A 20,873-nucleotide genomic window follows, 5' to 3' on the forward strand; every position below is an offset into this window, starting at 1 on the left:
GCTTTTTTGTGGCGCAAAGATAGTAAACAAAACCTTTTTTTAAGTGTCTATTATAAAAAAAGACATTCAATGTAATGCGTTTAGGCATTTGAATGTCTTTTTTTCTGGTAATTAATTAGTACACACTAATCTACGTTATCGTGCAAAAAGGAATTGTTATTACGCAATTGCAAATCGTCGTTATCGTCTAGACTAATTCGTGTTCCAGACAAGCTAGAATCTGACGAAGGCCGCGTATGATCTAAATTAACGCCTTGGCGTTTATAGGCAGGCACGCGCTCAATATCGTCGATTTTAGAACGGTTAAACTTATGATTAAAATCCTTCATTTTTAGTCGGCGTTCCGCTGCGCGCTCCTTCAACATTTCGGAAATAGGTGTGTGTATAGGATCTATATCTTCGGCCGACTTTGTAGGCGCCTCTTCAGCATCTGGCTGTAAGGTTTTTTTCTCGAATACCACGTCGGTGTCCTCAATTTCTAACGATTTTTTAGAGGCTTCCGTTTGTTTTTTCGTGTTCATTTCAGATTCGGCTTCAATATAATCGTCCAAGGCATAGCGCACCTCGCCTTTTTGACTGGTTTCTGTTACCGGAATAATTTCAACAGGATCGGTTACCTGTATATTGGAAACCTCGGCATCCAATTGGTGGGTAATAGTGTCCTGTTTAGGTGTTTCGGTGGCTGGCGGATTGCTTATGGGCAAATCGAATGTTAGGGTTATTTGCTGTTCCTCCTCTGGTTGCACAACTGTTTTTTCAGGTTCGTTCGCTTCTGCATGTGCATTGGTAATTACAAAATCGTCTGCATCTGCTTCGGTTAAGGCATTGGTGTAACTAACCTCAATATCTTTAATAGCTTGCGTTGTTTGAATTAAACCTGTACCAGCATCTTTTTTAGGTTCTGGCGATTTAAGGTCTTCCAAATCATTTAAATCCAAGGTGTGCTTAACGACCTCCTGCGCCTGACTTGCTTCAAAATCTATGCGCGGGGTTACTATGGTTGGATTATTCTCCTTTTTTACAGGCTGTGGTTCTTCGGGTTTATCTTCTTCCAGCGCATGAATAACTTTTTTAACTTCGGTATTCGAAATTTCGTCCTGTTGCTCCATATCGAAACCAGTAGCAATAATGGTTACAGCTATCGATTCGCCCAAGGTTTCGTCTTCACCCACACCCATAATAATATTAGCACCGTGTCCGGCTTCATCTTGAATATGATCGTTTATTTCGCCTATTTCATCAATGGTAATTTCTTGCGTTCCAGATACTATAAGCAGCAATACATTTTTAGCACCTGTAATTTTGTTATCGTTTAATAATGGCGAATCGAGTGCTTTCCTAATAGCCTCTTTAGCACGGTCTTGACCAGCAGATTTAGACGAGCCCATAATGGCTGTACCACTGCCGCTTAACACGGTTTTAGCATCGCGTAAATCGATGTTTTGTGTGTAGTGATTGGTAATAACTTCGGCAATACCACGAGCAGCTGTAGAAAGGACTTCGTCGGCTTTAGAAAAACCAGCCTTAAAGCCTAAATTTCCGTACACATCGCGAAGTTTGTTATTGTTTATAACCACAAGAGAGTCTACAACTTCTCGTAATTTTTCGATACCTATTTGCGCTTGTTGGTTTCGCATTTTACCTTCAAACTGAAAAGGCATGGTAACAATTCCTACCGTTAGTATATCCAATTCCTTGGCCATTTTAGCTATAATAGGTGCTGCACCAGTTCCTGTACCACCACCCATACCAGCGGTTATAAACACCATTTTGGTATTGGTATCCAGCATGCGCTGAATGTCCTCAAAACTCTCCACGGCGGACTGCTCGCCAATTTCTGGATTGGCACCAGCTCCTAATCCTTCGGTAAGGTTTACACCCAATTGAATTTTATTGGGAACACCGCTATTTTGAAGCGCTTGCGCATCGGTATTACAAATTACAAAATCGACTCCTTTAATCCCCTGCTGAAACATGTGGTTAATGGCGTTGCTGCCGCCGCCGCCTACACCAATTACTTTAATAACATTTGATTGATTTTTAGGTAAATCGAATGAAATGTTTGTTTCGAATTCTCTGTTGCTGCTCATGAATTTCGTTTTATATGTACTTAATTATTCTCTTATTATGGTTATTTATTTTTTTAGGCTTGCCTTATTCGGCATTGTCTAAAAAATCTTTTATACGCTCTGTAAATTTGTCTAAAAACGAGCGTTTTGGTGGTGCTACTGGTTCTTCAGGTTCTTCGGATGGTAGTTCGGTTTCTGCTTCCGCTTCTTTTTTGGCTTCTTCCAGAGCTAATTCCATATTTTTACGTTCTTGGCGTTTTAAGCCATCCATTACCAAACCAACAGCTGTGGCATACAACGGACTGGTAATTTCCTCATCGCTGTTTCCTGCCAAATGTTCATTAGGAAACCCTATGCGGGTATCCATACCTGTAATATATTCTACCAACTGCTTTAAATGCTTTAATTGCGCGCCACCACCGGTAAGCACAATACCTGCAATAAGCTTTTTCTTTTGCTCCTCGTGGCCGTAGTTTTTAATTTCTACATACACCTGTTCAATAATTTCTACCACGCGGGCATGAATTATTTTTGAAAGGTTTTTTAGTGTTATTTCTTTGGGTTCGCGACCACGCAGACCAGGAATAGAAACGATTTCATTTTCTTTATTTTCGCCTGGCCAAGCCGAGCCAAATTTAATTTTTAAAAGTTCGGCTTGCTTTTCAATAATGGAACACCCTTCTTTTATGTCCTCTGTAATAACATTGCCTCCAAAAGGAATTACCGCGGTATGCCTAATAATACCATCTCTAAAAATAGCCAAATCCGTGGTGCCGCCACCTATATCAATTAAAGCCACACCGGCTTCTTTTTCCTCTTGACTCAATACCGCGTTGGCAGAAGCCAGTGGTTCCAGTGTAATGCCCTCCAAATACAGGCCCGCACTTTTAACGCAGCGCCCCACGTTTCTGATAGATGAAACCTGACCAACAACCACATGAAAATTAGCCTCTAAACGCCCTCCGTACATACCAACGGGCTCCTTAATTTCGGCTTGGCCGTCTACCTTGTATTCTTGCGGCAGTACATGAATAATTTCTTCGCCAGGTAACATAACCAATTTATGAACCTGGTTAATAAGTCGGTCTATATCTTCTTCATTTATTACCAATTCAGAATTGCTACGCGTAATATAATCGCTGTGCTGTAGGCTTCTAATATGCTGCCCAGCAATGCCAACCGTCACATTTTCTATGGTTACACCTGCAGCAGCTTCGGCCTCCTGTACAGCAAGCTGAATAGACTGAATGGTTTGTGTGATGTTATTAACCACCCCACGATGAACGCCTAAACTTTTAGACCGCCCTATACCTAAAATGTCCACTTTACCGTACTCGTTTTTACGACCAATCATAGCCACAATCTTTGTGGTTCCTATGTCTAATCCTATTGCAATATTCCCTTCCATGATTTAAGATTTAGTGCATATTACTTGGCTATCAAACTGCAGATTCACCTTGCTGTAATTAGTTAATATCTTGTCTTTAAACGCTTTTTTATAAAACGCTTTTAAATTATTAATTTTTTTATCCAGTTGACTTAAATGCCCCAGATAAACTTCAAAATCGTATTGCCGCAAACGCAACGACACCGTTTGATCCGGATACTGGTGTATGCTGGTAACATGCATATTTAAAAACGGGTCGCTTTTAATTTTTTGAGCTATTTGGTATACCACTTCCAAATTATTTTTTGAAACGGTTCCCGTTACCAGTGGCACCCGGGCTGTATAGTTTGCAGACAAAGGCATAACATGTCCAGTATCATCTATATAAAAAGGCTCCGAATGCGTAACCCGTGCAATGGGTTTTTTCTGTTCTACTTCGGCGGTTAAATTGCCGTTTATATCTACAAACACCTCGGCCGACTTAATCATGGGATTTGCATTTAAGGCAGTTTCCAATACATTCAAATCTAGGCTTTCTTTACGCACATTTGGCGTTCCTCCTTGATTTTGTATTAACAATTTACTAACAGCTTCTTGCGTGATAAACAGATTATTATCGCCTTTAAAATGCACTTTTGGGTTGCTTACTAGGCGTGCTTCGTTTTTTTTAGACGAAAACGCAAATAAGGTAACCACCAAAATTAGCAGCAAAACCATTTTTATATGATGCCAATTAATTTTCATGCTGTAAGGCTTGTTTTATATGTTTAACTTCTTGACCAATGTCTCCCGCTCCTAATGTTAAAACAATGTTTTTATTTTGAGCTTTAATAGCTGGTATAAGATCCTGTTTGGATACTAATTGTTTGTTTGGTTGCGTTATTTTTTCCAATAACCAAGCGGCGGTAACCCCTTGAATAGGCTCCTCGCGGGCAGGATAAATATCTAATAATATAACGCTATCAAACAATGACAAACTGGTTGCAAAGCCTGCAGCAAAATCCCGCGTACGACTGTATAGATGCGGCTGAAACACCACTAAAATAGAATCGGTTGGGTACATTTCGCGCACCGCTTGATGTACGGCTAAAATTTCCTCGGGATGGTGCGCATAATCGTCTATATATACCAAATCTGGTGTTTTTATTTGGTATGAAAAACGGCGCTCTACGCCCAAATACGAAGCTAAAGCCGCAATAACTGTTTCCTCCGGACAACCGTACTCCAAAGCCATAGCCAAAGCTACCAAAGCATTGGATAAATTGTGTCTGCCTGGTAAATAAAAGCGTACATTATGCAAGGTAGTTACAGGTGTTTTTACGTGAAACACATAACCACCATTTTCTATACGAATATTATGCGCAGAATAGGCTGCATCGTCTTCAATACCGTAGGTAATTCCAGAGATGGGCAAACCATTTTTAACAAATAATTTACCGTCAGGTTTTAGTTTATTCGCAAATTCCTTAAAGGCTGCTTCCAATGCTTCCGCATGACCATAAATATCCAAATGGTCGGCATCCATAGCCGTAATACATGCTATGTTTGGTGTAAGTGTTAAAAAGGACCTATCAAACTCGTCTGCCTCCACAACCGTTACATCGGTGCCTTCTAAAATGAGATTACTCTGATAGTTTTCACTTATACCGCCTAAAAAAGCCGTTACCGGTGCTTGGCAAACTGCCATAATATGCCCCAAAATACTTGTGGTAGTGGTTTTTCCGTGTGTTCCTGCCACTGCCAAACAAAACGTATTTTGCGTTATTTGCCCTAATACTTGAGCGCGTTTAAAAATGCTAAAGTTATTAGCCTTAAAATACAATAGCTGCGCATGCGTATTTGGAATAGCTGGCGTGTAAACAATAAGCGTTTTTTCCGGATCCAAGGTCTCGTTTGTCAGGGCAGACACGGCATCGGTGTAATGTATGTTTATGCCCAATGCCTCCAAGCCTTTGGTAATGGCCGATGGGGTTTTGTCGTAACCAGAAACCCGTTTTCCGTAGGCGTGAAAATACCGCGCCAAGGCACTCATACCAATACCGCCAATACCAATAAAATAAACTGCCTCCCAGGACCATGCTGTGCTGGAGTGACTGTTGTTTTTAGTTAATTTTATAGACTGCCTTTGTTGCATAATTACTAATTCCTTTTAGGCCGTTTTTGCTTTTTGAACCCCTAATAATTGTTCCACCTGATCCGCTATATCCTTGGTTGCGTTTTCCCGTGCTAACTTTTTTATGTTGTCTGCCAAAGCTTTTTGCTTATCTGGCGCCACAATAAGTTGGATGAATTTATTTTGAAAATCTACATCCAAGTCACTTTCTTTTATTAGAATAGCGGCCTGTTCGTTGGCAATAGCTTGTGCATTTTTTGTTTGATGATCCTCGGCCACATTTGGCGAGGGAATAAAAATAACCGGCTTACCAACAATACATAACTCCGATACCGAAATGGCACCGGCTCGCGAAATAATAATATCGGCCGCCGCATAAGCACTGGCCATATCGTTAATAAATTGATGTACTTGTATGTGTTTTGTGTGGTTGTAAATTTTATACTGATTGTAATATAATTTACCACATTGCCACACCACCTGTACATTGTGTGTAAGTAAAAAATCCAGTTCTTTTTCTAGTAACTCATTAATTCTTCTCGCGCCTAAACTACCGCCAAGCACTAAAATGGTTTTCTTTTCAGCATCTAACTGAAACGTTTTTAGGGCTGCGCTCCGTTTTTCGTTAATATGTAATAAATCTGCTCGCACCGGATTTCCTGTTTTAATAATTTTATTAGCAGGAAAAAAGCGCTCCAAACCATCGTAAGCCACACAAATTTTGGACACTTTTTTACCCAACAGTTTATTGGTAATTCCCGGAAACGAATTCTGCTCCTGTATTAAACTTGGAATACCTTTGGCAGCAGCCATATGTAACAGCGGCCCGCTGGCAAATCCGCCAGTACCAATAACCACATCTGGCTTAAATTTGGCAATAATTTTTTTAGCTCCCCACAAACTGCTTATTAGCTTAAACGGAAAACTTAAATTTTTAAGTGTCCATGCTCTTTGAATACCAGAAATCCACAAGCCATGAATTTTGTAACCTGCTTCGGGTACTTTATCCATTTCCATTCGATCCTTGGCGCCAACAAACAAAAATTTAGCATTCGGGAAACGCTGTTTAAGCTCGTTAGCAATGGCAACAGCGGGATAAATATGGCCGCCTGTACCACCTCCCGAGAGAATAATATGATATGTTTTGTTGTAATCTACCACTGTGGTATGCTTCATTTTATAATTAAACTGCTTCCGATAAAATATCTAACGGATTATCTTCTTGTTCGTCTTGTGCTTCCTTTTTTACTAATTCTTCTCGTTTAGCGCTTACACTTAAAATAATACCTATTGCCAAGCATGTCATCCAAATAGAGGTACCACCACTACTTATTAGCGGTAATGTCTGGCCTGTTACTGGAAACAACTGGACCGCAACGGCCATGTTAATAAGCGCCTGAAAAACAATGGGTAGTCCTACACCTAAAACCACCAATTTCCCAAATATGGTATCCGATTTTTGGGCAATAACAGCCACACGCACTAAAAATGTTAAGTAAAAAAACATAAGTACCAAGCCACCAAACAAGCCATATTCTTCAATAATAATGGCAAAAATAAAATCGGATGTGGATTGTGGTAAAAAGTTTTTTTGAATACTTTTTCCAGGTCCCACACCATGCAAGCCGCCACTAGCAATGGCTATTTTTGCTTTTTCTATCTGGTAATCTTCCTCGGTAATAGCATCGTCGGTAAAACTAGCTATCCTACTCATCCAGGTGTCTACACGGTTTGGCATAGCATCGGGAAACGCTTTTGCTGTTAACACAAATAGCGTTAAAGCCAGCAAACCAGAGCCAATAATAACAGCAATGTACCTAAACGGATAGCCGCCTAAAAACACCAAAACGAGCACCATACTAAACATAATGGCTGCCGTAGAAAAATTAGCTGGCAAAATTAAGGCTAAAACTAAAAATACAGGCATCCAAAGCGGTAAAATTGACTCTTTAAACGTAATTATTTTATCTTTTATTCGCGCCATATAATGCGCTACGTAAACCATTAACACGACAAAAGCGAATGTAGATGTTTGAAAGGACACGCCCACTACTGGAATTTGTATCCATCTGCTGGTGTTGGTTCCTGCCGTAGCCGAACCTTGCATAAGTGTAATAACCAATAACACCAACACCACAGGCAATAGCAAAATAGAAAAAGCCCTAAAGTAACGATAGGGTATTTTATGCACTACAAACACAATGAGAAAACCCAATACCAAGTGCATAAAATGACCAAAAAATATAGAAAAGGTTCCTCTGCCAACACCGGTGTAAGCCAAGTTACTTGCAGCACTGTACACTGGTAAAAAAGAAAAAATACCAAGTACGGCCACTACAGCCCATAACAATCGGTCGCCTTTTATATTTTTAAAAATTGGTTGCACTGTTTTTGTTTTAGTTTAAATTGCTTTTTGCTTTACATACTTTATAAATTTCTAACGGCCTCCTTAAATTGACGGCCGCGATCTTCGTAGTTTTCAAATAAATCGAAACTAGCACATGCTGGCGAAAGCAAAACGTTATCGCCGGACTCGGCTAATTTATATGCTATTTTAACCGCCTCGCTCATGTTTTGGGTTTCCACCATGATATCGACCATCGATTGAAAGTTTTCGAATAACTTTTTATTATCCACTCCCAAGCAAATAATAGCCTTTACCTTCTCGTTTATAAACGGAAACAACTCCGTATAATCGTTCCCTTTGTCTTCTCCGCCAACAATCCATATAGTTGGAGCATCCATACTTTCTAGAGCGTAGTAGGTGGCATTTACATTAGTAGCTTTAGAATCGTTAATATAATTTACTTTATTAATTTTAAGCACATCTTCTAAACGATGCTCTACGCCGTGAAAATTTTCGAGACTTTCGCGTATAGTTTGCTTTCTTATTTTTAAGAGATGTGCCACAGTAGAGGCCGCCATGGCGTTTTTAATATTGTGTTTCCCTTGCAATGCTATATCCTTTGCTGGCATAATTATTTGGTTATTATCTATGGTTATTATACATGTATTATTTTCGAAATAGGCACCATTTTCAATTCGTTTGTGCAACGAAAATGGCAATAACGTGGCTTTAGTTGGATGCTTTTCAAGCCAGTTGGTAATTACCGGATCGTCGGCATCGTAAATAAAATAATCGGTTGCCGTTTGGTTTTTAGTAATTCTAAATTTAGAAGCCACATAGGCATCAAAATTGTAATTATATCTATCTAAATGGTCTGGTGTTATATTTAATAATACGGCTATATGCGGCCTAAAGCTGAAGCAGTCGTCCAGTTGGAAACTACTTATTTCCAGTACATAATTAGGATAATTATTAGCCTGTACTTGTTTGGCAAAACTAGCACCAATATTACCAGCCAAACCCACACTTAACGCCTGCTTAAGCACATGGTGTGTTAGCGACGCTGTGGTGGTTTTGCCATTACTTCCTGTAATAGCCACAATATTTGCTTGGGTATAGTTTGCAGCAAATTCTATTTCAGAAATTACCGGAATACCCTGCTCTTTTAAGGCCGCCACTAAAGGCACAGTATTTGGAATACCCGGACTTTTAACCACAACATCGGCATTTAAAATAAGTGCTTTTGTATGCTGTGTGTCTTCCCAAGGAATGGCATGCTGATTAAGCAGCTCCCGAAATTTGTTTTTAATAACACCCTTATCCGACACAAACACCTCATAACCTTTTGCTTGGGCTAATAGTGCCGCACCAATACCGCTTTCGCCACCACCAAGCACAACCAACCTGCCTTCTTTTTTAAAAGGTGTTTTAATACGTATTGTGTTGGTTGTTTCTGGTTTCATTTTCGTGTTTGTAATGCGTGTGTTGCTTGTGCTAATTCGCCTTATTTTTTTATCTAATTTTTAACGTAACAATGGTTATAATGGCTAGTAAAATACCTATAATCCAAAAACGGGTAACAATTTTACTCTCGTGGTAGCCCGACTTTTGGTAGTGGTGGTGTAAAGGTGCCATCTTAAAAATACGTTTGCCCACACCTGTTTTCTTTTTGGTATACTTAAACCAGCTAACCTGCATGACTACCGAAAGATTTTCAGCTAAAAAGATACCGCACAATACAGGTATAAGCCATTCTTTTCTAACAGCAATAGCAATTACAGCTATGATACCACCTATAGTTAAACTACCTGTATCGCCCATAAACACTTGTGCTGGGTACGCATTGTACCACAAAAACCCAATAAGGGCGCCCACAAAAGCAGCTATATAAATTGTTATTTCCTCCACCCTGGGGATGTACATAATGTTTAAATAATCGGAAAAAATAATGTTACCAGACACCCAGGCAAAAATACCCAAGGTTAGAACAATTATTGCCGAGGTACCTGCGGCCAAACCATCTATACCGTCGGTTAAATTAGCACCGTTAGATACCGCAGTAATAATAAAAATAGCCGCCAGGATAAAAACAATCCAAGCGTATTTTGCAAGATCCGGACTAATCCAGGTTATTAAGTCGGCGTAATCAAATTCATTTTGTTTTACAAAAGGAATGGTGGTTTTGGTAGACTTCTCTTCCATTTGAAACAATTTAGAAGAAGCCACCTCTGGATTGGCTGCCAGAATTTCTTGCTGTTGCGCTTGTGGTAGTTTTTCTTTTAGTGTAACGTCTGGATGAAAATACAATGTAGCGCCTACAATAATACCCAAACCTATTTGGCCTAACACTTTAAATCGTCCTTTTAAGCCCTCTTTATCGTTTTTAAACTTTTTAATATAATCATCAATAAAACCAATGGTACCCATCCATAGCGTGGTAATTACCAAAAGAATGATGTAAATATTTTCAAGTTTTGCGAACAGTAAAACAGGGATTAGCGTAGCAAGAATTATAATAACACCGCCCATTGTAGGGGTACCAGCTTTTTCTACCTGACCTTCTAATCCTAAATCCCGAATGGTTTCGCCAACTTGTTGTTTTTGAAGAAAACGAATAATGCGCCGACCAAAAATAGTTGAAATTAGCAACGACAATATAATGGTTACCGCGGCTCGGAATGATATAAAACCAAACAAGGCGGAGCCCGGGAAGTCATAATAGGTGTCTAAATATTCAAAAAGGTAATACAGCATCTTATTTATCTAATTCGTTTAAAGTTTCTTTCACCGTTTTAAAATCGTCGAAATTAAGGCGCTGTCCTTGAATTTCTTGATATGTTTCATGGCCCTTACCCGCAATAAGGATAATATCGTTAGGCCTAGCCAATTGGCATGCCGTTTTTATAGCTTGTTTCCTGTCGGTTATAGCCAAGGCCTTTTTATAATCTTGAGGCGCTACGCCAGCCATAACCTCGTTTATAATGTTTTCTGGATTTTCGGTTCTAGGGTTATCGCTTGTAATAATAACTTTGGTACTTAAAGCCGCTGCAATGTGTCCCATTTTAGGGCGTTTTGTTTTATCCCGATCGCCACCACAACCAACCACCGTAATGAGCTCTTCATTTTTGGTACGAATACTATTTATGGTTTCCAACACATTTTTTAAAGCATCTGGTGTGTGGGCATAATCTACAATAGCTGTTATTTTAGAATCGGATATTAGGTATTGAAACCGGCCCGATACCGTATTTAAATTGCTTATTAAGCGCAGTACCTCAACCGTTTCCAGTCCTAATAATTTGGCTGTTGCATAAATAGCCAAGATGTTATAAGCATTAAAAGAACCAATTAAACGGGTCCACACCTCGTTTCCATTAATTTTTAACAACAACCCGGTAAGCTGATTTTCTAAAATTTGTGCCTGAAAATCGGCATAAGACTTCAGGGCATAGGTATATTTTTTAGCGCTGCAGTTTTGAAGCATAACCATGCCATTTTTATCGTCGGCATTTGTAATAGCAAAAGCCTGTTTAGGTAAGCCATCAAAAAAGGCTTTTTTAACATCGCGGTAAGCTGCAAAGTTTTGGTGGTAATCTAGATGATCGTGAGACAAGTTGGTAAAAATACCACCAGCAAAATGCAAGCCTTCGGTTCGTTTTTGATGAATACCATGCGAACTAACTTCCATAAAACAGTATGCCACGCCTGCCTCGTTCATTTTTTTCAAATAGGCATTTATTGTTAACGAATCGGGTGTGGTATGGGTAGCCTGGTAGGTTGTATTACCAATCATAATTTTTACGGTAGAAAGCAAGCCCACTTGATAACCCGCATCCCGGAAAAGTTGAAATAGTAAACTGGCTACAGTGGTTTTACCGTTAGTACCGGTAACACCCACCAGTTTTAAATTAGCCGAAGGTTCGCCATAATAATTGGCAGCCATAATAGCTAAAGCACTGGAAGCATTGGACACCTGTACATACACCACATCTTTATAGATAATATCTGGTAAGTTTTCGCACACAACTGCCACACACCCATTGTCTATGGCGCTTTGAATGTAATCATGCCCATTGGTTAAGGCACCTTTAATAGCCACAAATACGTCATTTTTAACCACCTTTCTAGAATCGAATGCAATCGCATTTACAGCCAAGTGTGTACTACCTGCAACCGATATTAGCGGAACTTTATACAATATGTCTTTTAAAATAATCATGACGTTATGAGTGTTACCGTTTGATTTCTTTTTACTTTTTCGCCTTTAGGCACCGATTGAAATTGCACTTTTCCGACGCCCTTAAATGTTACGTGTAAACCCATATTTTCCAACAGTGCTACCGCATCCATTACAGGCAAACCAATAACACTAGGCATAATGGTTAAGTAGGTTTGCGCTGTTTTATAGTAAGAATCGTATTCCGAAACAACCGCCAAGTCGCGAACCTCCAAGGTTTCTACCTCATCTACAATAGGTGTATCGGTAAATATTTTTTGGGCAATGCGTTTAAACACAGGGCCAGAAACATCGGCTCCGTAATAACCCTTCTGAACACGTGGTTTATGAATGACTACAATACAGGAATATTTTGGGTTATCGGCAGGAAAATAGCCAGCGAACGAGGACACATAGCGCGGATTATCCTCCCAATCTTTCATCCAATACTCCGATTTTGCTGTTCCTGTTTTACCTGCCATAGAGAAGTAAGGTGAATACAAGGAACTTCCTGTGCCACGCACCACCACATTTTTCAAAATTTCCTGAATCTCTTTAATCGTTTTATCCGATGCTATTTTACTGTTAATTATATGCTTGTCGAAAGACTCGATGTTCTTATCAAGTTCTTTTACCTCTTTAATAAATCGCGGTTTTACCATAACACCATTATTAGCAATCGCATTATAAAACGTAAGCGTTTGAAGCGGTGTTAAAGCCATATTGTATCCATAAGCCATAGAGGGCAAGGCGTTTTTACTCCATATGTCATGACCTGGCTCGGGAATAACTGGTTTTCCTTCGCCTAAAATTGGTAAACCCAAGGGCTCGTGCAAAGACCAACTTTTAAGGCGGTTAATAAATTTAGTAGGTTGGCTAGCATAGTGATCGTTAATAATACTAGCAATACCAATATTGGATGACACCTCCAACACCCGAGCCGCTGAAATCTTACCAAACCCGCCATGTTTAGAATCTGTTATAGCCCGATTGTAAAATACTTTACGTCCTTTTTTCGTATCAATTATAGTTGCGGTATCGATAACCTTATCTTCTAAGGCCGCCATGAGGGCCATCACTTTAAAGGTAGAACCAGGCTCATGCGATTCGCCAACGGCGTAATTCAATTTTTCGTAGTAGCCACCACTTTTAGTTTTGCCTAAATTAGAAATAGCACGGATTTCTCCTGTAGCAACCTCCATAACCACCACCGAACCATGTTCAGCATCGTAAAATTCCAATTGCTGCAACAAAGCATGGTGCGCAATATCCTGCATATTTACGCTTAAGGTGGTATACACATCGTAACCATCGCGAGGCTCTATTTGATTATAATCTACAATTGGTTTCCACTGGCCTTTTCCTATTTTTTGTTTTAAACGCCTTCCATCCGTTCCACGTAAGTACTTCTGACCAAAAGCACCATCAATGCCCGCACGTGTTGCATTACCCTCCTCATCAAAACGCTCGTAACCAATAGAACGTTGCGCAATACCACCCAACGGATGTTCGCGCTTGGTTGTTTGCTCCACTATGAGACCGCCTTTAAATGCACCTAAATTTAATAATGGAAAATTACGCATGCGCACATAATCGCTGTAACCAATATCTCGCGCTAATAAATAGTACCGATTTCGGTTAGCTCGTGCTTTCCGAAGTTCCTTTTGGTAGTAAGCCGAGGGCTTTCCTAAAAATTTGGATAGCGAATCGCACAAGGGCTTTAAATACATTTCAAAACGGCTAGCGGTTGGCGTAATGGCATCGATACGGATATCGTATTTTGGCACAGAAGTAGCAAGTAAATTACCGTTTACAGAATATACGTTGCCCCTATTGGCAGGAATAACTACGTTGTCTATATTTCGTTCCTCGGCCATGCTGCGATACTTTTCGCCTTGTACAAACTGAATACTTAAAAGTTTAAACACGACTGCCAGTGCGAAGATGAACATACATCCTGCCACAAAATACAATCGGTTTAATATGTTCTTCTCGTTTGTTGCCAAGTTGAACTACTTTTTAGATTTGACTTTAATTTTGGTTGGTGGTATTTCGGATATTGCCAATCCTTTTTGCTTCATTTTTAAAGCCACCACCGTTTCTTTTTTCAGCTCCATTAAATGGGTTCTACCATCTACAAAGGCAGAGCGCAATTCCTTTGCTTCGTTATTAAGTTTTGCTATATGATGCACTTTTTTATCGGCACTATGCGAACTGGCAATCATTACAATAGCCAAAACAGACACAAACAAAATCATTCGCCAACTTTTTGGAGCATCCTCGTTTACTAAAAACGCACCTTTTAATATGTTATGGAATCCTTTTTTCATGCTTGCTTTTTTATATCAACAGCCACTTAATTTTATTAAAGTTTATATTTTTTTTGCGATGCGTAATTTGGCACTACGCGCGCGATTGTTCAGTTTTATCTCGGCTGCGCTTGGTACAATTAAACCCCCAACTTTTTTAAGAGGCACATCAAAATTACCATACATATCGCGCTCGGGCTCACCTTCAAAAAGCCCATTTCTAATAAAGCGTTTAACCAACCTATCTTCCAATGAATGATAGGAAATAACACTTAATCTGCCACCAACAACCAACACCTCTGGCACTTGGATTAAAAACTTTTTTAACACCTCGATCTCCTGATTTACCTCAATCCGAATAGCTTGGTATATTTGTGCCAAAACTTTATTTTCCTTTCTGTGCTGTAAAAACGGCTTTAAGGCTGTTTTTAACTGTTCTGTTGTTATAATGAGCGCTTCCTCCCTATAAGTTACTATAGCCTGCGCCATGGCTTTTGCTTGCCGAAGCTCGCCATACTGCCAAAGCAATTTGCTTATTTCAGTTTCGGCGTACTCATTAACTACGTGGTATGCAGAGAGCGTACTTTTTTGATTCATCCGCATATCTAAATCTGCTTCAAATCGTGTAGAAAAGCCGCGTTCCGCCACATCAAATTGGTGAGATGACACGCCAAAATCGGCCAAAATACCATCTACTTTTTTTACCCCGTAAAACCTTAAAAACCGTTTCATGAATTCAAAATTTTCATGAATTAAAGTAAACCGATTATCTGGAAGGGTATTAGCTAAAGCATCTGGATCCTGATCGAAAGCAAACAACCGCCCGTTGCTACCCAACCGATTTAGAATTTCCTTGCTATGACCACCTCCACCAAAAGTGACATCTACATAAATGCCATCTTCCTTAATATTTAAACCATCTACGGTTTCTTTCAATAAAACAGGGTTATGATATTCCATTAAAGCCTATGTCTTGTCCCATAACTTCTTCGGCTAGATCTGCAAAATCCACCGTTGCATCGTCAATAGCTTGTTCATATTTATTTTTATCCCAGATCTCCACAATATTAATAGCCCCAGACATAACAATTTCTTTAGAAATAGCTGCAAAAGCAACCAAGTCTTTCGGTATTAACAACCTTCCTGTAGCATCTACTTCAATAATTTTGACACCTGCTGTAAACCGCCGAATAAAATCGTTGTTTTTTTTATTAAACCTATTCAAGCCGTTTAAGCTTTGCATAAGCGCTTCCCATTCGGACATAGGGTACAACTCCAAACACGGCTGAAAAACGGAACGTTTTAAAACAAAGCCGTTTTGCAACATAGGCGCTAACTGTTTTTTAAGCGCCACAGGTAACATAAGGCGGCCTTTGGCGTCTACTTTACATTCGTATGTTCCTATAAGTGAGCTCAAAACAATTTTAGTTAGCTATTGGGTTTCAAATTCAAATATATTGAAAATATTACCACCTTTTACCACTTTTTACCACTTTGTTAATAATTTTTCCCTTAACGCCTACCTAAAAATTCCTGAATAGAAAAGAAAATTGGCTTAAAATCTACCAATCAAGCGTTTAAACACGGTATGTTATAGCAGTTTTAAAGTTATTAACAAGCGAAATGACTTTCCAGTCTGTCACTTTTAATAAAAGTCCGATTATTCTGAATGATTTAACTATATTTGTTTGAAGAAAAGACCAACAACTTAATGGCTCATAGATTAAAAAAAGAAAAAAGTTATAGTTATATTGAAGTAGGCGAAGGAAAACCTCTCATTATTTTACATGGCTTAATGGGCGGCTTAAGCAATTTCGACTCGGTAACCGACTACTTTAGCAAAAGAGGCTACCGCGTAATTATTCCAGAACTGCCAATTTACACCATGTCGTTACTGAAAACGAACGTAAAGAGTTTTGCCAAATACCTACACGAATTTATTACCCATAAAGAATTAGACCAAGTTATTTTGCTAGGCAACTCGTTAGGTGGCCACATAGGCTTGTACCATACCAAGTTATACCCAGAAAAAATAAAAGCTTTGGTAATAACAGGAAGCTCCGGACTGTATGAAAGCGCTATGGGTGGTAGCTACCCAAAACGAAGTGATTATGAAGTTATTAAAAAGAAAGCACAAGATGTTTTTTACGATCCTGAAGTAGCAACCAAAGCTATTGTAGACGAGGTTTACGAAACCGTTAATGACCGCAATAAACTCATAAAAACCTTGGCCATTGCCAAAAGCGCCATTAGGCACAATATGGCTAAAGACCTACCCAAAATGTTTACACCAACCTGTATAATTTGGGGCAAAAACGATACGGTAACACCACCAGAAGTAGCAGAAGAGTTTAACGACTTATTACCCGACTCTGAACTGTTTTGGATTGACAAATGTGGTCATGCCGCCATGATGGAACACCCTGAAACATTTAATAGTATTTTAAGTGCTTGGTTAACTAAACGCGGCTTGTAACAAAAAACCACTACTAACACTAATTACGCGAACTAGTTATGGAAATTAAATCGGCAGAATTTGTAATGAGTAATTCTGATGTTGCTAAATGCCCTAAAAACCCGCTACCGGAATATGCTTTTATTGGGCGCAGCAACGTAGGCAAGTCCTCGTTAATAAACATGCTAACCAACAGAAAAAGTTTAGCAAAAACATCTGGACGCCCGGGTAAAACGCAGTTAATTAATCATTTTTTAATAAACGCCAATTGGTATTTAGTAGATTTGCCGGGGTATGGTTATGCTCGGGTTTCTAAAAGTTCTAAAAAAACATTTCAAAAGTTTATAACCGATTATTTTAGGCAGCGGGAACAATTAGTTTCAGCTTTTGTGCTAGTAGATATTAGGCATGAACCACAAAGTATAGATTTAGAGTTTATGGCTTGGATGGGCGAAAATGGCATTCCATTTTCCATTATTTTTACAAAAGCAGATAAACTAAAACCCAAGGCCATTGAAAAACATATAGCAGACTATACCGCCATAATGCTTCAAACATGGGAAGAAATGCCTAATTATTTTGTTACCTCTTCTTCAAAGCACATAGGAAAAGACCATTTACTAAATTACATTCAGCAAATAAACGACCAAATGAATACCGATAAAACCAAATAAATATTTGGATTTTTACATTTGTAGGTCGGTACAAAACCAGTTTTACACATTAGGTTTTAACATCTAGGGCATCGCGCAGCGCATTACCCACAAGCATAAAAGCCATTACCAAACTCATAATACAAATACCCGGGATAAGGGCTAAATAGGGTTTTCCTAAAATAATATAATTGTAATGATCTTTTATCATAGCGCCCCAACTAGCCATTGGTGGCTGTGCGCCAATACCCAAAAAGCTCAGACCGCTTTCAATAAGTATAGCCGCTGCAAAATTAGCTGCCGAAATAACAATAACTGGCGCCATAATGTTGGGCAAAATATGTCTGGATATAATCCGAAAATCTGTAAACCCCAAGGCGCGAGCAGCCGTAACATATTGCATTTTTTTTACGCTCAAAACCTGGCCACGCACCACACGCGCCACCTCTACCCACATAGTTAGGCCTACAGCAATAAACACCTGCCAAAAGCCTTTTCCCAGGGCCAAGGTAATTGCAATAACTAGCAACAACGTAGGTATAGACCAAGAAACGTTAATAAACCACATTATTAAAGCATCTGTACGCCCACCAAAATACCCAGCAACACTACCCATAAAGATGCCCAAAACCAAGGATATAAACACAGCAATGAATCCAATAAAAAAAGAAATTCTGGCGCCCACCAAAATTCTACTTAACAAATCGCGGCCATATTTATCCGTTCCAAACAAGAACGTTTTAGACTGAATAATATTGGTTTCAGACAGGCCGTTTAACGGTATGGATTTTGTTAAACCTTGCAAGCCATCGGTGGCGTACTCTGTATAATGTAAAATGGAATCCTGTATGTGATACTGACTAATAGGTATTTGGGTAGCAGGGACCTTGTTACCAAAAAACATAGCAGATAACACCGATTGCTTATTGGCAGTTTCCTGTGGCAGCACCAACATATTTACCTTAAATCCTGGTTTTTGCGAATGTATAGACACGTGCATTTGGTTGGCATACTCCGAATTATCGGGTGCTATAACGTAGGCAAACACCGCTACCAAACCAACCAAAATGATGAAGCCCAAACTAAAAACGCCCCAGAAATCTTTTTTAAATTTCTGGAGCGCTAATTTACTTAATGAGCTTGAATTACTAGAATGCATGTAGTAGCTTACTCTTTTACGTTGGCTAGTTTTTTAACGGCATGAGATGCCTTTAAATCTTTAAGTACATGCAAAGCTTCTTCTACATAAACATCTTTGCTTAAACTTTCGTGCCAGCGCTCGCGCTTATCTTTTAAAACCGTATCGGTTTCAAATAAGCGGGCTTCGTAAGGCAAGGACTTATAGGTTAAATTGGTTTTGTATTCGGCAATTTTATCGAAGGTTTTAGACTGTTTTTCATTTGTCTCCAAACGCATTTTATAGTCGGCGTAATTTAAAGGATAGACCTTTTCGTCCATGCGCTCGCGAACCCATTTCGCATTTTCGGAAATGAGCTGTAGTTGCGGATTGTTTTGCATGCGACTTTTACTCATTTCAATTGTTGTATCATAATCGAAATAGCCATCCCAAACTTCATAATCGGCTGCATCAATTTCATCCCAACTTAATGGATTTTTCTGATCTTTTTCGCCAATATCAATATAGCTAAATCTGTCTGGTACAATTACATCACTTTTAACACCTTCCAGTTGCACCGAACCGCCGTTAATACGGTAGTATTTTTGTCTGGTAACTTTCAAGGCTCCTAAATCGCCTTCCTTATTGTTTTTTACCATCCGGTTTAAATCGTAAAAGGACTGTACAGTACCTTTACCGTAGGTTTGTTTGCTTCCTATAATAATGGCTCGCTTATAGTCCTGCATTGCTGCCGCCAGAATTTCGGAGGCCGAGGCAGAGAATTCGTTTACCAAAATAACTAGGGGTCCGTCCCAGACAATAGACTTATCGGTATCGTTTAAAATTTCTTTAGGGGCTTCGGTAGAGCGCACTTGCACCACTGGCCCCGATTTTATAAAAAATCCAGCCATTTCCACCACGGTTTGTAAGGAGCCTCCTCCATTATTACGTAAATCTAATACCAGACCTTCCATTCCTAGCTCTTTCAGGCGGATTATTTCGCGTTTCACATCGGAGGCGGCGTTTAATTTTTCGTAATCCTCAAAATCGGCATAAAATTTAGGCAGATTAATAATGCCAAACCGCTTACCGTCCTTGTCTACAAAAGCAGATTTAGCGTGTGTTTCTTCAATTTCCACCACATCGCGTGTTATTTTAATAATTTTAGTACTACCGTCCACTTTTTTAACCGTTAAATAAACATTGGTTCCTTTAGGCCCCTTTATAAGTTTAATAGCGTCGTCTATGCGCATTCCGGTAATGGTTACCGCTTCTTTTTCGTCTTCCTGACGTACTTTCACAATAATATCGCCAACCTCAAGTTCTTTTCCGCGCCAAGCTGGACCACCAGAAATAAGTTCTAAAATTTTTGTGTTGTTATCGCGCTTTTGCAAACGGGCACCTATGCCTTCCAACTTACCAGCCATATCTTGGTTAAAAGCCTCTTTGTCCTGTGGTGCAAAATAGGTAGTATGTGGATCAAATTGCTGGGCCACCGCATTTAGATAAAGTACAAACCAATCGTCTCGGTCCATATCATCTATATAATCGTTGTAATAAACGTTAATGGTTTTTAATGTTTCCTTACGTGCCGCTTCCTCTACCTCTTTCATTGTTTTTTTGGCAATAGGCTCCGTTTGTAGCGAATCGGCTTGTGCATTTAATTCTTCCAAATTTTCTTGCTCTTCTATTAAATCGTCGTAATTGGCAAGGTTGGTGTATTTTAAACGCTGGCGCCACCTGTCGGTTAAAGCGCGTTTATTTTTTACAAAATCAATACTATCGTAATCGGCATTGTAATTTTCGTTTTTACTGTAATCGAAAGGCTCGTTTAGTATGGCTTTATAAATTTCTTTTGCCTCCGAAATACGTGTCATGAGGCGCTCGTAAGTAAGATTAAAAAAAGAAATATCCGATACTCTTAACTGATCGTCTAGCTGGGTTTTAAACTTTTCAAACTCTTCAATATCCGATTTGTAAAAATATTGTTTTAGTGGGTCTATTTGGTCTAGGTATTCGGTATAAACGGCCTCCGAAAAAGCATCGTCCATCGTTTTTGGATCAAAATGCCCGCGCTCCAAAACATAGGTTACTACTTGCACCAGTAATTTATCTTTATCGGGGTCTTCAAACGTTTTAGAGGTGAAGCTGCAAGAAGCAAAAGCTAATAACAGCAACAAAATCAACATATTATAATTCCTTTTCAT

Annotated in this window: 17 protein-coding genes; 2 read left to right on the top strand and 15 right to left on the bottom strand. The window is 39.3% G+C overall.

The annotated features are described in order from the left end of the window. Positions 1 to 125 precede the first annotated feature (125 nt). The 13 genes from ftsZ to mraZ all read right to left on the bottom strand — a co-directional run bounded on the left by ftsZ (position 126) and on the right by mraZ (position 15,858). Positions 126 to 2,090, bottom strand: a complete 1,965-nt coding sequence (gene ftsZ / locus ACFSQP_RS12620; RefSeq protein WP_376895069.1) for a cell division protein FtsZ — start codon at positions 2,088 to 2,090, stop codon at positions 126 to 128. Between the two features lie 64 nt (positions 2,091 to 2,154). Continuing rightward, entirely contained in the window at positions 2,155 to 3,477 is a 1,323-nt protein-coding gene (gene ftsA / locus ACFSQP_RS12625) for a cell division protein FtsA (protein ID WP_376895071.1), read from the bottom strand. Positions 3,478 to 3,480: 3 nt separating this feature from the next. Then, on the bottom strand, positions 3,481 to 4,200 hold the full coding sequence (locus ACFSQP_RS12630) for a cell division protein FtsQ/DivIB (protein WP_376895073.1): 720 nt from the start codon (positions 4,198 to 4,200) through the stop codon (positions 3,481 to 3,483). Continuing rightward, positions 4,190 to 5,590, bottom strand: coding sequence for a UDP-N-acetylmuramate--L-alanine ligase (gene murC / locus ACFSQP_RS12635; protein ID WP_376895075.1), 1,401 nt, complete (start codon positions 5,588 to 5,590; stop codon positions 4,190 to 4,192). Before murC ends, ACFSQP_RS12630 begins: the two co-directional genes overlap by 11 nt. 15 nt (positions 5,591 to 5,605) lie before the next feature. Continuing rightward, on the bottom strand, positions 5,606 to 6,745 hold the full coding sequence (gene murG, locus ACFSQP_RS12640; RefSeq protein ID WP_376895077.1) for an undecaprenyldiphospho-muramoylpentapeptide beta-N-acetylglucosaminyltransferase: 1,140 nt from the start codon (positions 6,743 to 6,745) through the stop codon (positions 5,606 to 5,608). 7 nt (positions 6,746 to 6,752) lie between these two features. Continuing rightward, positions 6,753 to 7,955: an FtsW/RodA/SpoVE family cell cycle protein gene (locus ACFSQP_RS12645; protein WP_376895079.1), complete on the bottom strand. Its 1,203-nt coding sequence runs from the start codon at positions 7,953 to 7,955 to the stop codon at positions 6,753 to 6,755. Between the two features lie 41 nt (positions 7,956 to 7,996). Further along, positions 7,997 to 9,379, bottom strand: coding sequence for a UDP-N-acetylmuramoyl-L-alanine--D-glutamate ligase (gene murD, locus ACFSQP_RS12650; protein WP_376895081.1), 1,383 nt, complete (start codon positions 9,377 to 9,379; stop codon positions 7,997 to 7,999). 49 nt (positions 9,380 to 9,428) lie between these two features. Beyond that, positions 9,429 to 10,670 (bottom strand): phospho-N-acetylmuramoyl-pentapeptide-transferase, encoded by a 1,242-nt coding sequence (gene mraY / locus ACFSQP_RS12655; protein WP_376895083.1) that lies wholly within the window; start codon positions 10,668 to 10,670, stop codon positions 9,429 to 9,431. 1 nt (position 10,671) lies between these two features. Then, positions 10,672 to 12,135 (bottom strand): UDP-N-acetylmuramoyl-L-alanyl-D-glutamate--2,6-diaminopimelate ligase, encoded by a 1,464-nt coding sequence (locus tag ACFSQP_RS12660; RefSeq protein ID WP_376895085.1) that lies wholly within the window; start codon positions 12,133 to 12,135, stop codon positions 10,672 to 10,674. Next, positions 12,132 to 14,084: a penicillin-binding protein gene (locus tag ACFSQP_RS12665; RefSeq protein WP_376895145.1), complete on the bottom strand. Its 1,953-nt coding sequence runs from the start codon at positions 14,082 to 14,084 to the stop codon at positions 12,132 to 12,134. Before ACFSQP_RS12665 ends, ACFSQP_RS12660 begins: the two co-directional genes overlap by 4 nt. Positions 14,085 to 14,144: 60 nt before the next feature. Continuing rightward, positions 14,145 to 14,462, bottom strand: a complete 318-nt coding sequence (locus ACFSQP_RS12670) for an FtsL-like putative cell division protein (protein ID WP_376895087.1) — start codon at positions 14,460 to 14,462, stop codon at positions 14,145 to 14,147. Between the two features lie 42 nt (positions 14,463 to 14,504). Beyond that, positions 14,505 to 15,401 carry a 16S rRNA (cytosine(1402)-N(4))-methyltransferase RsmH gene (gene rsmH, locus ACFSQP_RS12675; protein WP_376895089.1) on the bottom strand — a complete coding sequence of 299 codons (897 nt, stop codon included), beginning with the start codon at positions 15,399 to 15,401 and terminating at the stop codon, positions 14,505 to 14,507. After that, the gene (mraZ, locus tag ACFSQP_RS12680; RefSeq protein WP_376895091.1) at positions 15,388 to 15,858 is read right to left on the bottom strand and encodes a division/cell wall cluster transcriptional repressor MraZ; all 471 of its coding nucleotides are present in this window, start codon (positions 15,856 to 15,858) and stop codon (positions 15,388 to 15,390) included. The genes rsmH and mraZ overlap by 14 nt, the downstream gene beginning before the upstream one ends. 294 nt (positions 15,859 to 16,152) lie before the next feature. Here mraZ and ACFSQP_RS12685 point away from each other — a divergent pair, with 294 nt between their 5' ends. Further along, entirely contained in the window at positions 16,153 to 16,917 is a 765-nt protein-coding gene (locus tag ACFSQP_RS12685; RefSeq protein WP_376895093.1) for an alpha/beta fold hydrolase, read from the top strand. Between the two features lie 38 nt (positions 16,918 to 16,955). Beyond that, the gene (gene yihA / locus ACFSQP_RS12690; protein ID WP_376895095.1) at positions 16,956 to 17,570 is read left to right on the top strand and encodes a ribosome biogenesis GTP-binding protein YihA/YsxC; all 615 of its coding nucleotides are present in this window, start codon (positions 16,956 to 16,958) and stop codon (positions 17,568 to 17,570) included. 49 nt (positions 17,571 to 17,619) lie between these two features. Here yihA and ACFSQP_RS12695 read toward each other — a convergent pair whose 3' ends face one another. Further along, positions 17,620 to 18,708, bottom strand: coding sequence for an ABC transporter permease (locus ACFSQP_RS12695; protein WP_376895097.1), 1,089 nt, complete (start codon positions 18,706 to 18,708; stop codon positions 17,620 to 17,622). Positions 18,709 to 18,716: 8 nt separating this feature from the next. Continuing rightward, complete coding sequence (locus tag ACFSQP_RS12700; protein ID WP_376895099.1) at positions 18,717 to 20,873, bottom strand: carboxy terminal-processing peptidase; 2,157 nt, start codon at positions 20,871 to 20,873, stop codon at positions 18,717 to 18,719.

It is taken from the genome of Bizionia sediminis, assembly GCF_042684585.1.
Lineage (GTDB): Bacteria > Bacteroidota > Bacteroidia > Flavobacteriales > Flavobacteriaceae > Algorimicrobium > Algorimicrobium sediminis.

What these genes read in the sequence shown, in the direction of transcription:
- ftsZ (WP_376895069.1), bottom strand. Translation starts at nt 2,090, where the DNA reads ATGAGCAGCAACAGAGAATTCGAAACAAACATTTCATTCGATTTACCT.
- ftsA (WP_376895071.1), bottom strand. Translation starts at nt 3,477, where the DNA reads ATGGAAGGGAATATTGCAATAGGATTAGACATAGGAACCACAAAGATT.
- ACFSQP_RS12630 (WP_376895073.1), bottom strand. Translation starts at nt 4,200, where the DNA reads ATGAAAATTAATTGGCATCATATAAAAATGGTTTTGCTGCTAATTTTG.
- murC (WP_376895075.1), bottom strand. Translation starts at nt 5,590, where the DNA reads ATGCAACAAAGGCAGTCTATAAAATTAACTAAAAACAACAGTCACTCC.
- murG (WP_376895077.1), bottom strand. Translation starts at nt 6,745, where the DNA reads ATGAAGCATACCACAGTGGTAGATTACAACAAAACATATCATATTATT.
- murD (WP_376895081.1), bottom strand. Translation starts at nt 9,379, where the DNA reads ATGAAACCAGAAACAACCAACACAATACGTATTAAAACACCTTTTAAA.
- mraY (WP_376895083.1), bottom strand. Translation starts at nt 10,670, where the DNA reads ATGCTGTATTACCTTTTTGAATATTTAGACACCTATTATGACTTCCCG.
- ACFSQP_RS12660 (WP_376895085.1), bottom strand. Translation starts at nt 12,135, where the DNA reads ATGATTATTTTAAAAGACATATTGTATAAAGTTCCGCTAATATCGGTT.
- ACFSQP_RS12665 (WP_376895145.1), bottom strand. Translation starts at nt 14,084, where the DNA reads ATGTTCATCTTCGCACTGGCAGTCGTGTTTAAACTTTTAAGTATTCAG.
- ACFSQP_RS12670 (WP_376895087.1), bottom strand. Translation starts at nt 14,462, where the DNA reads ATGAAAAAAGGATTCCATAACATATTAAAAGGTGCGTTTTTAGTAAAC.
- rsmH (WP_376895089.1), bottom strand. Translation starts at nt 15,401, where the DNA reads ATGGAATATCATAACCCTGTTTTATTGAAAGAAACCGTAGATGGTTTA.
- ACFSQP_RS12685 (WP_376895093.1), top strand. Translation starts at nt 16,153, where the DNA reads ATGGCTCATAGATTAAAAAAAGAAAAAAGTTATAGTTATATTGAAGTA.
- yihA (WP_376895095.1), top strand. Translation starts at nt 16,956, where the DNA reads ATGGAAATTAAATCGGCAGAATTTGTAATGAGTAATTCTGATGTTGCT.
- ACFSQP_RS12695 (WP_376895097.1), bottom strand. Translation starts at nt 18,708, where the DNA reads ATGCATTCTAGTAATTCAAGCTCATTAAGTAAATTAGCGCTCCAGAAA.
- ACFSQP_RS12700 (WP_376895099.1), bottom strand. Translation starts at nt 20,873, where the DNA reads ATGAAAAGGAATTATAATATGTTGATTTTGTTGCTGTTATTAGCTTTT.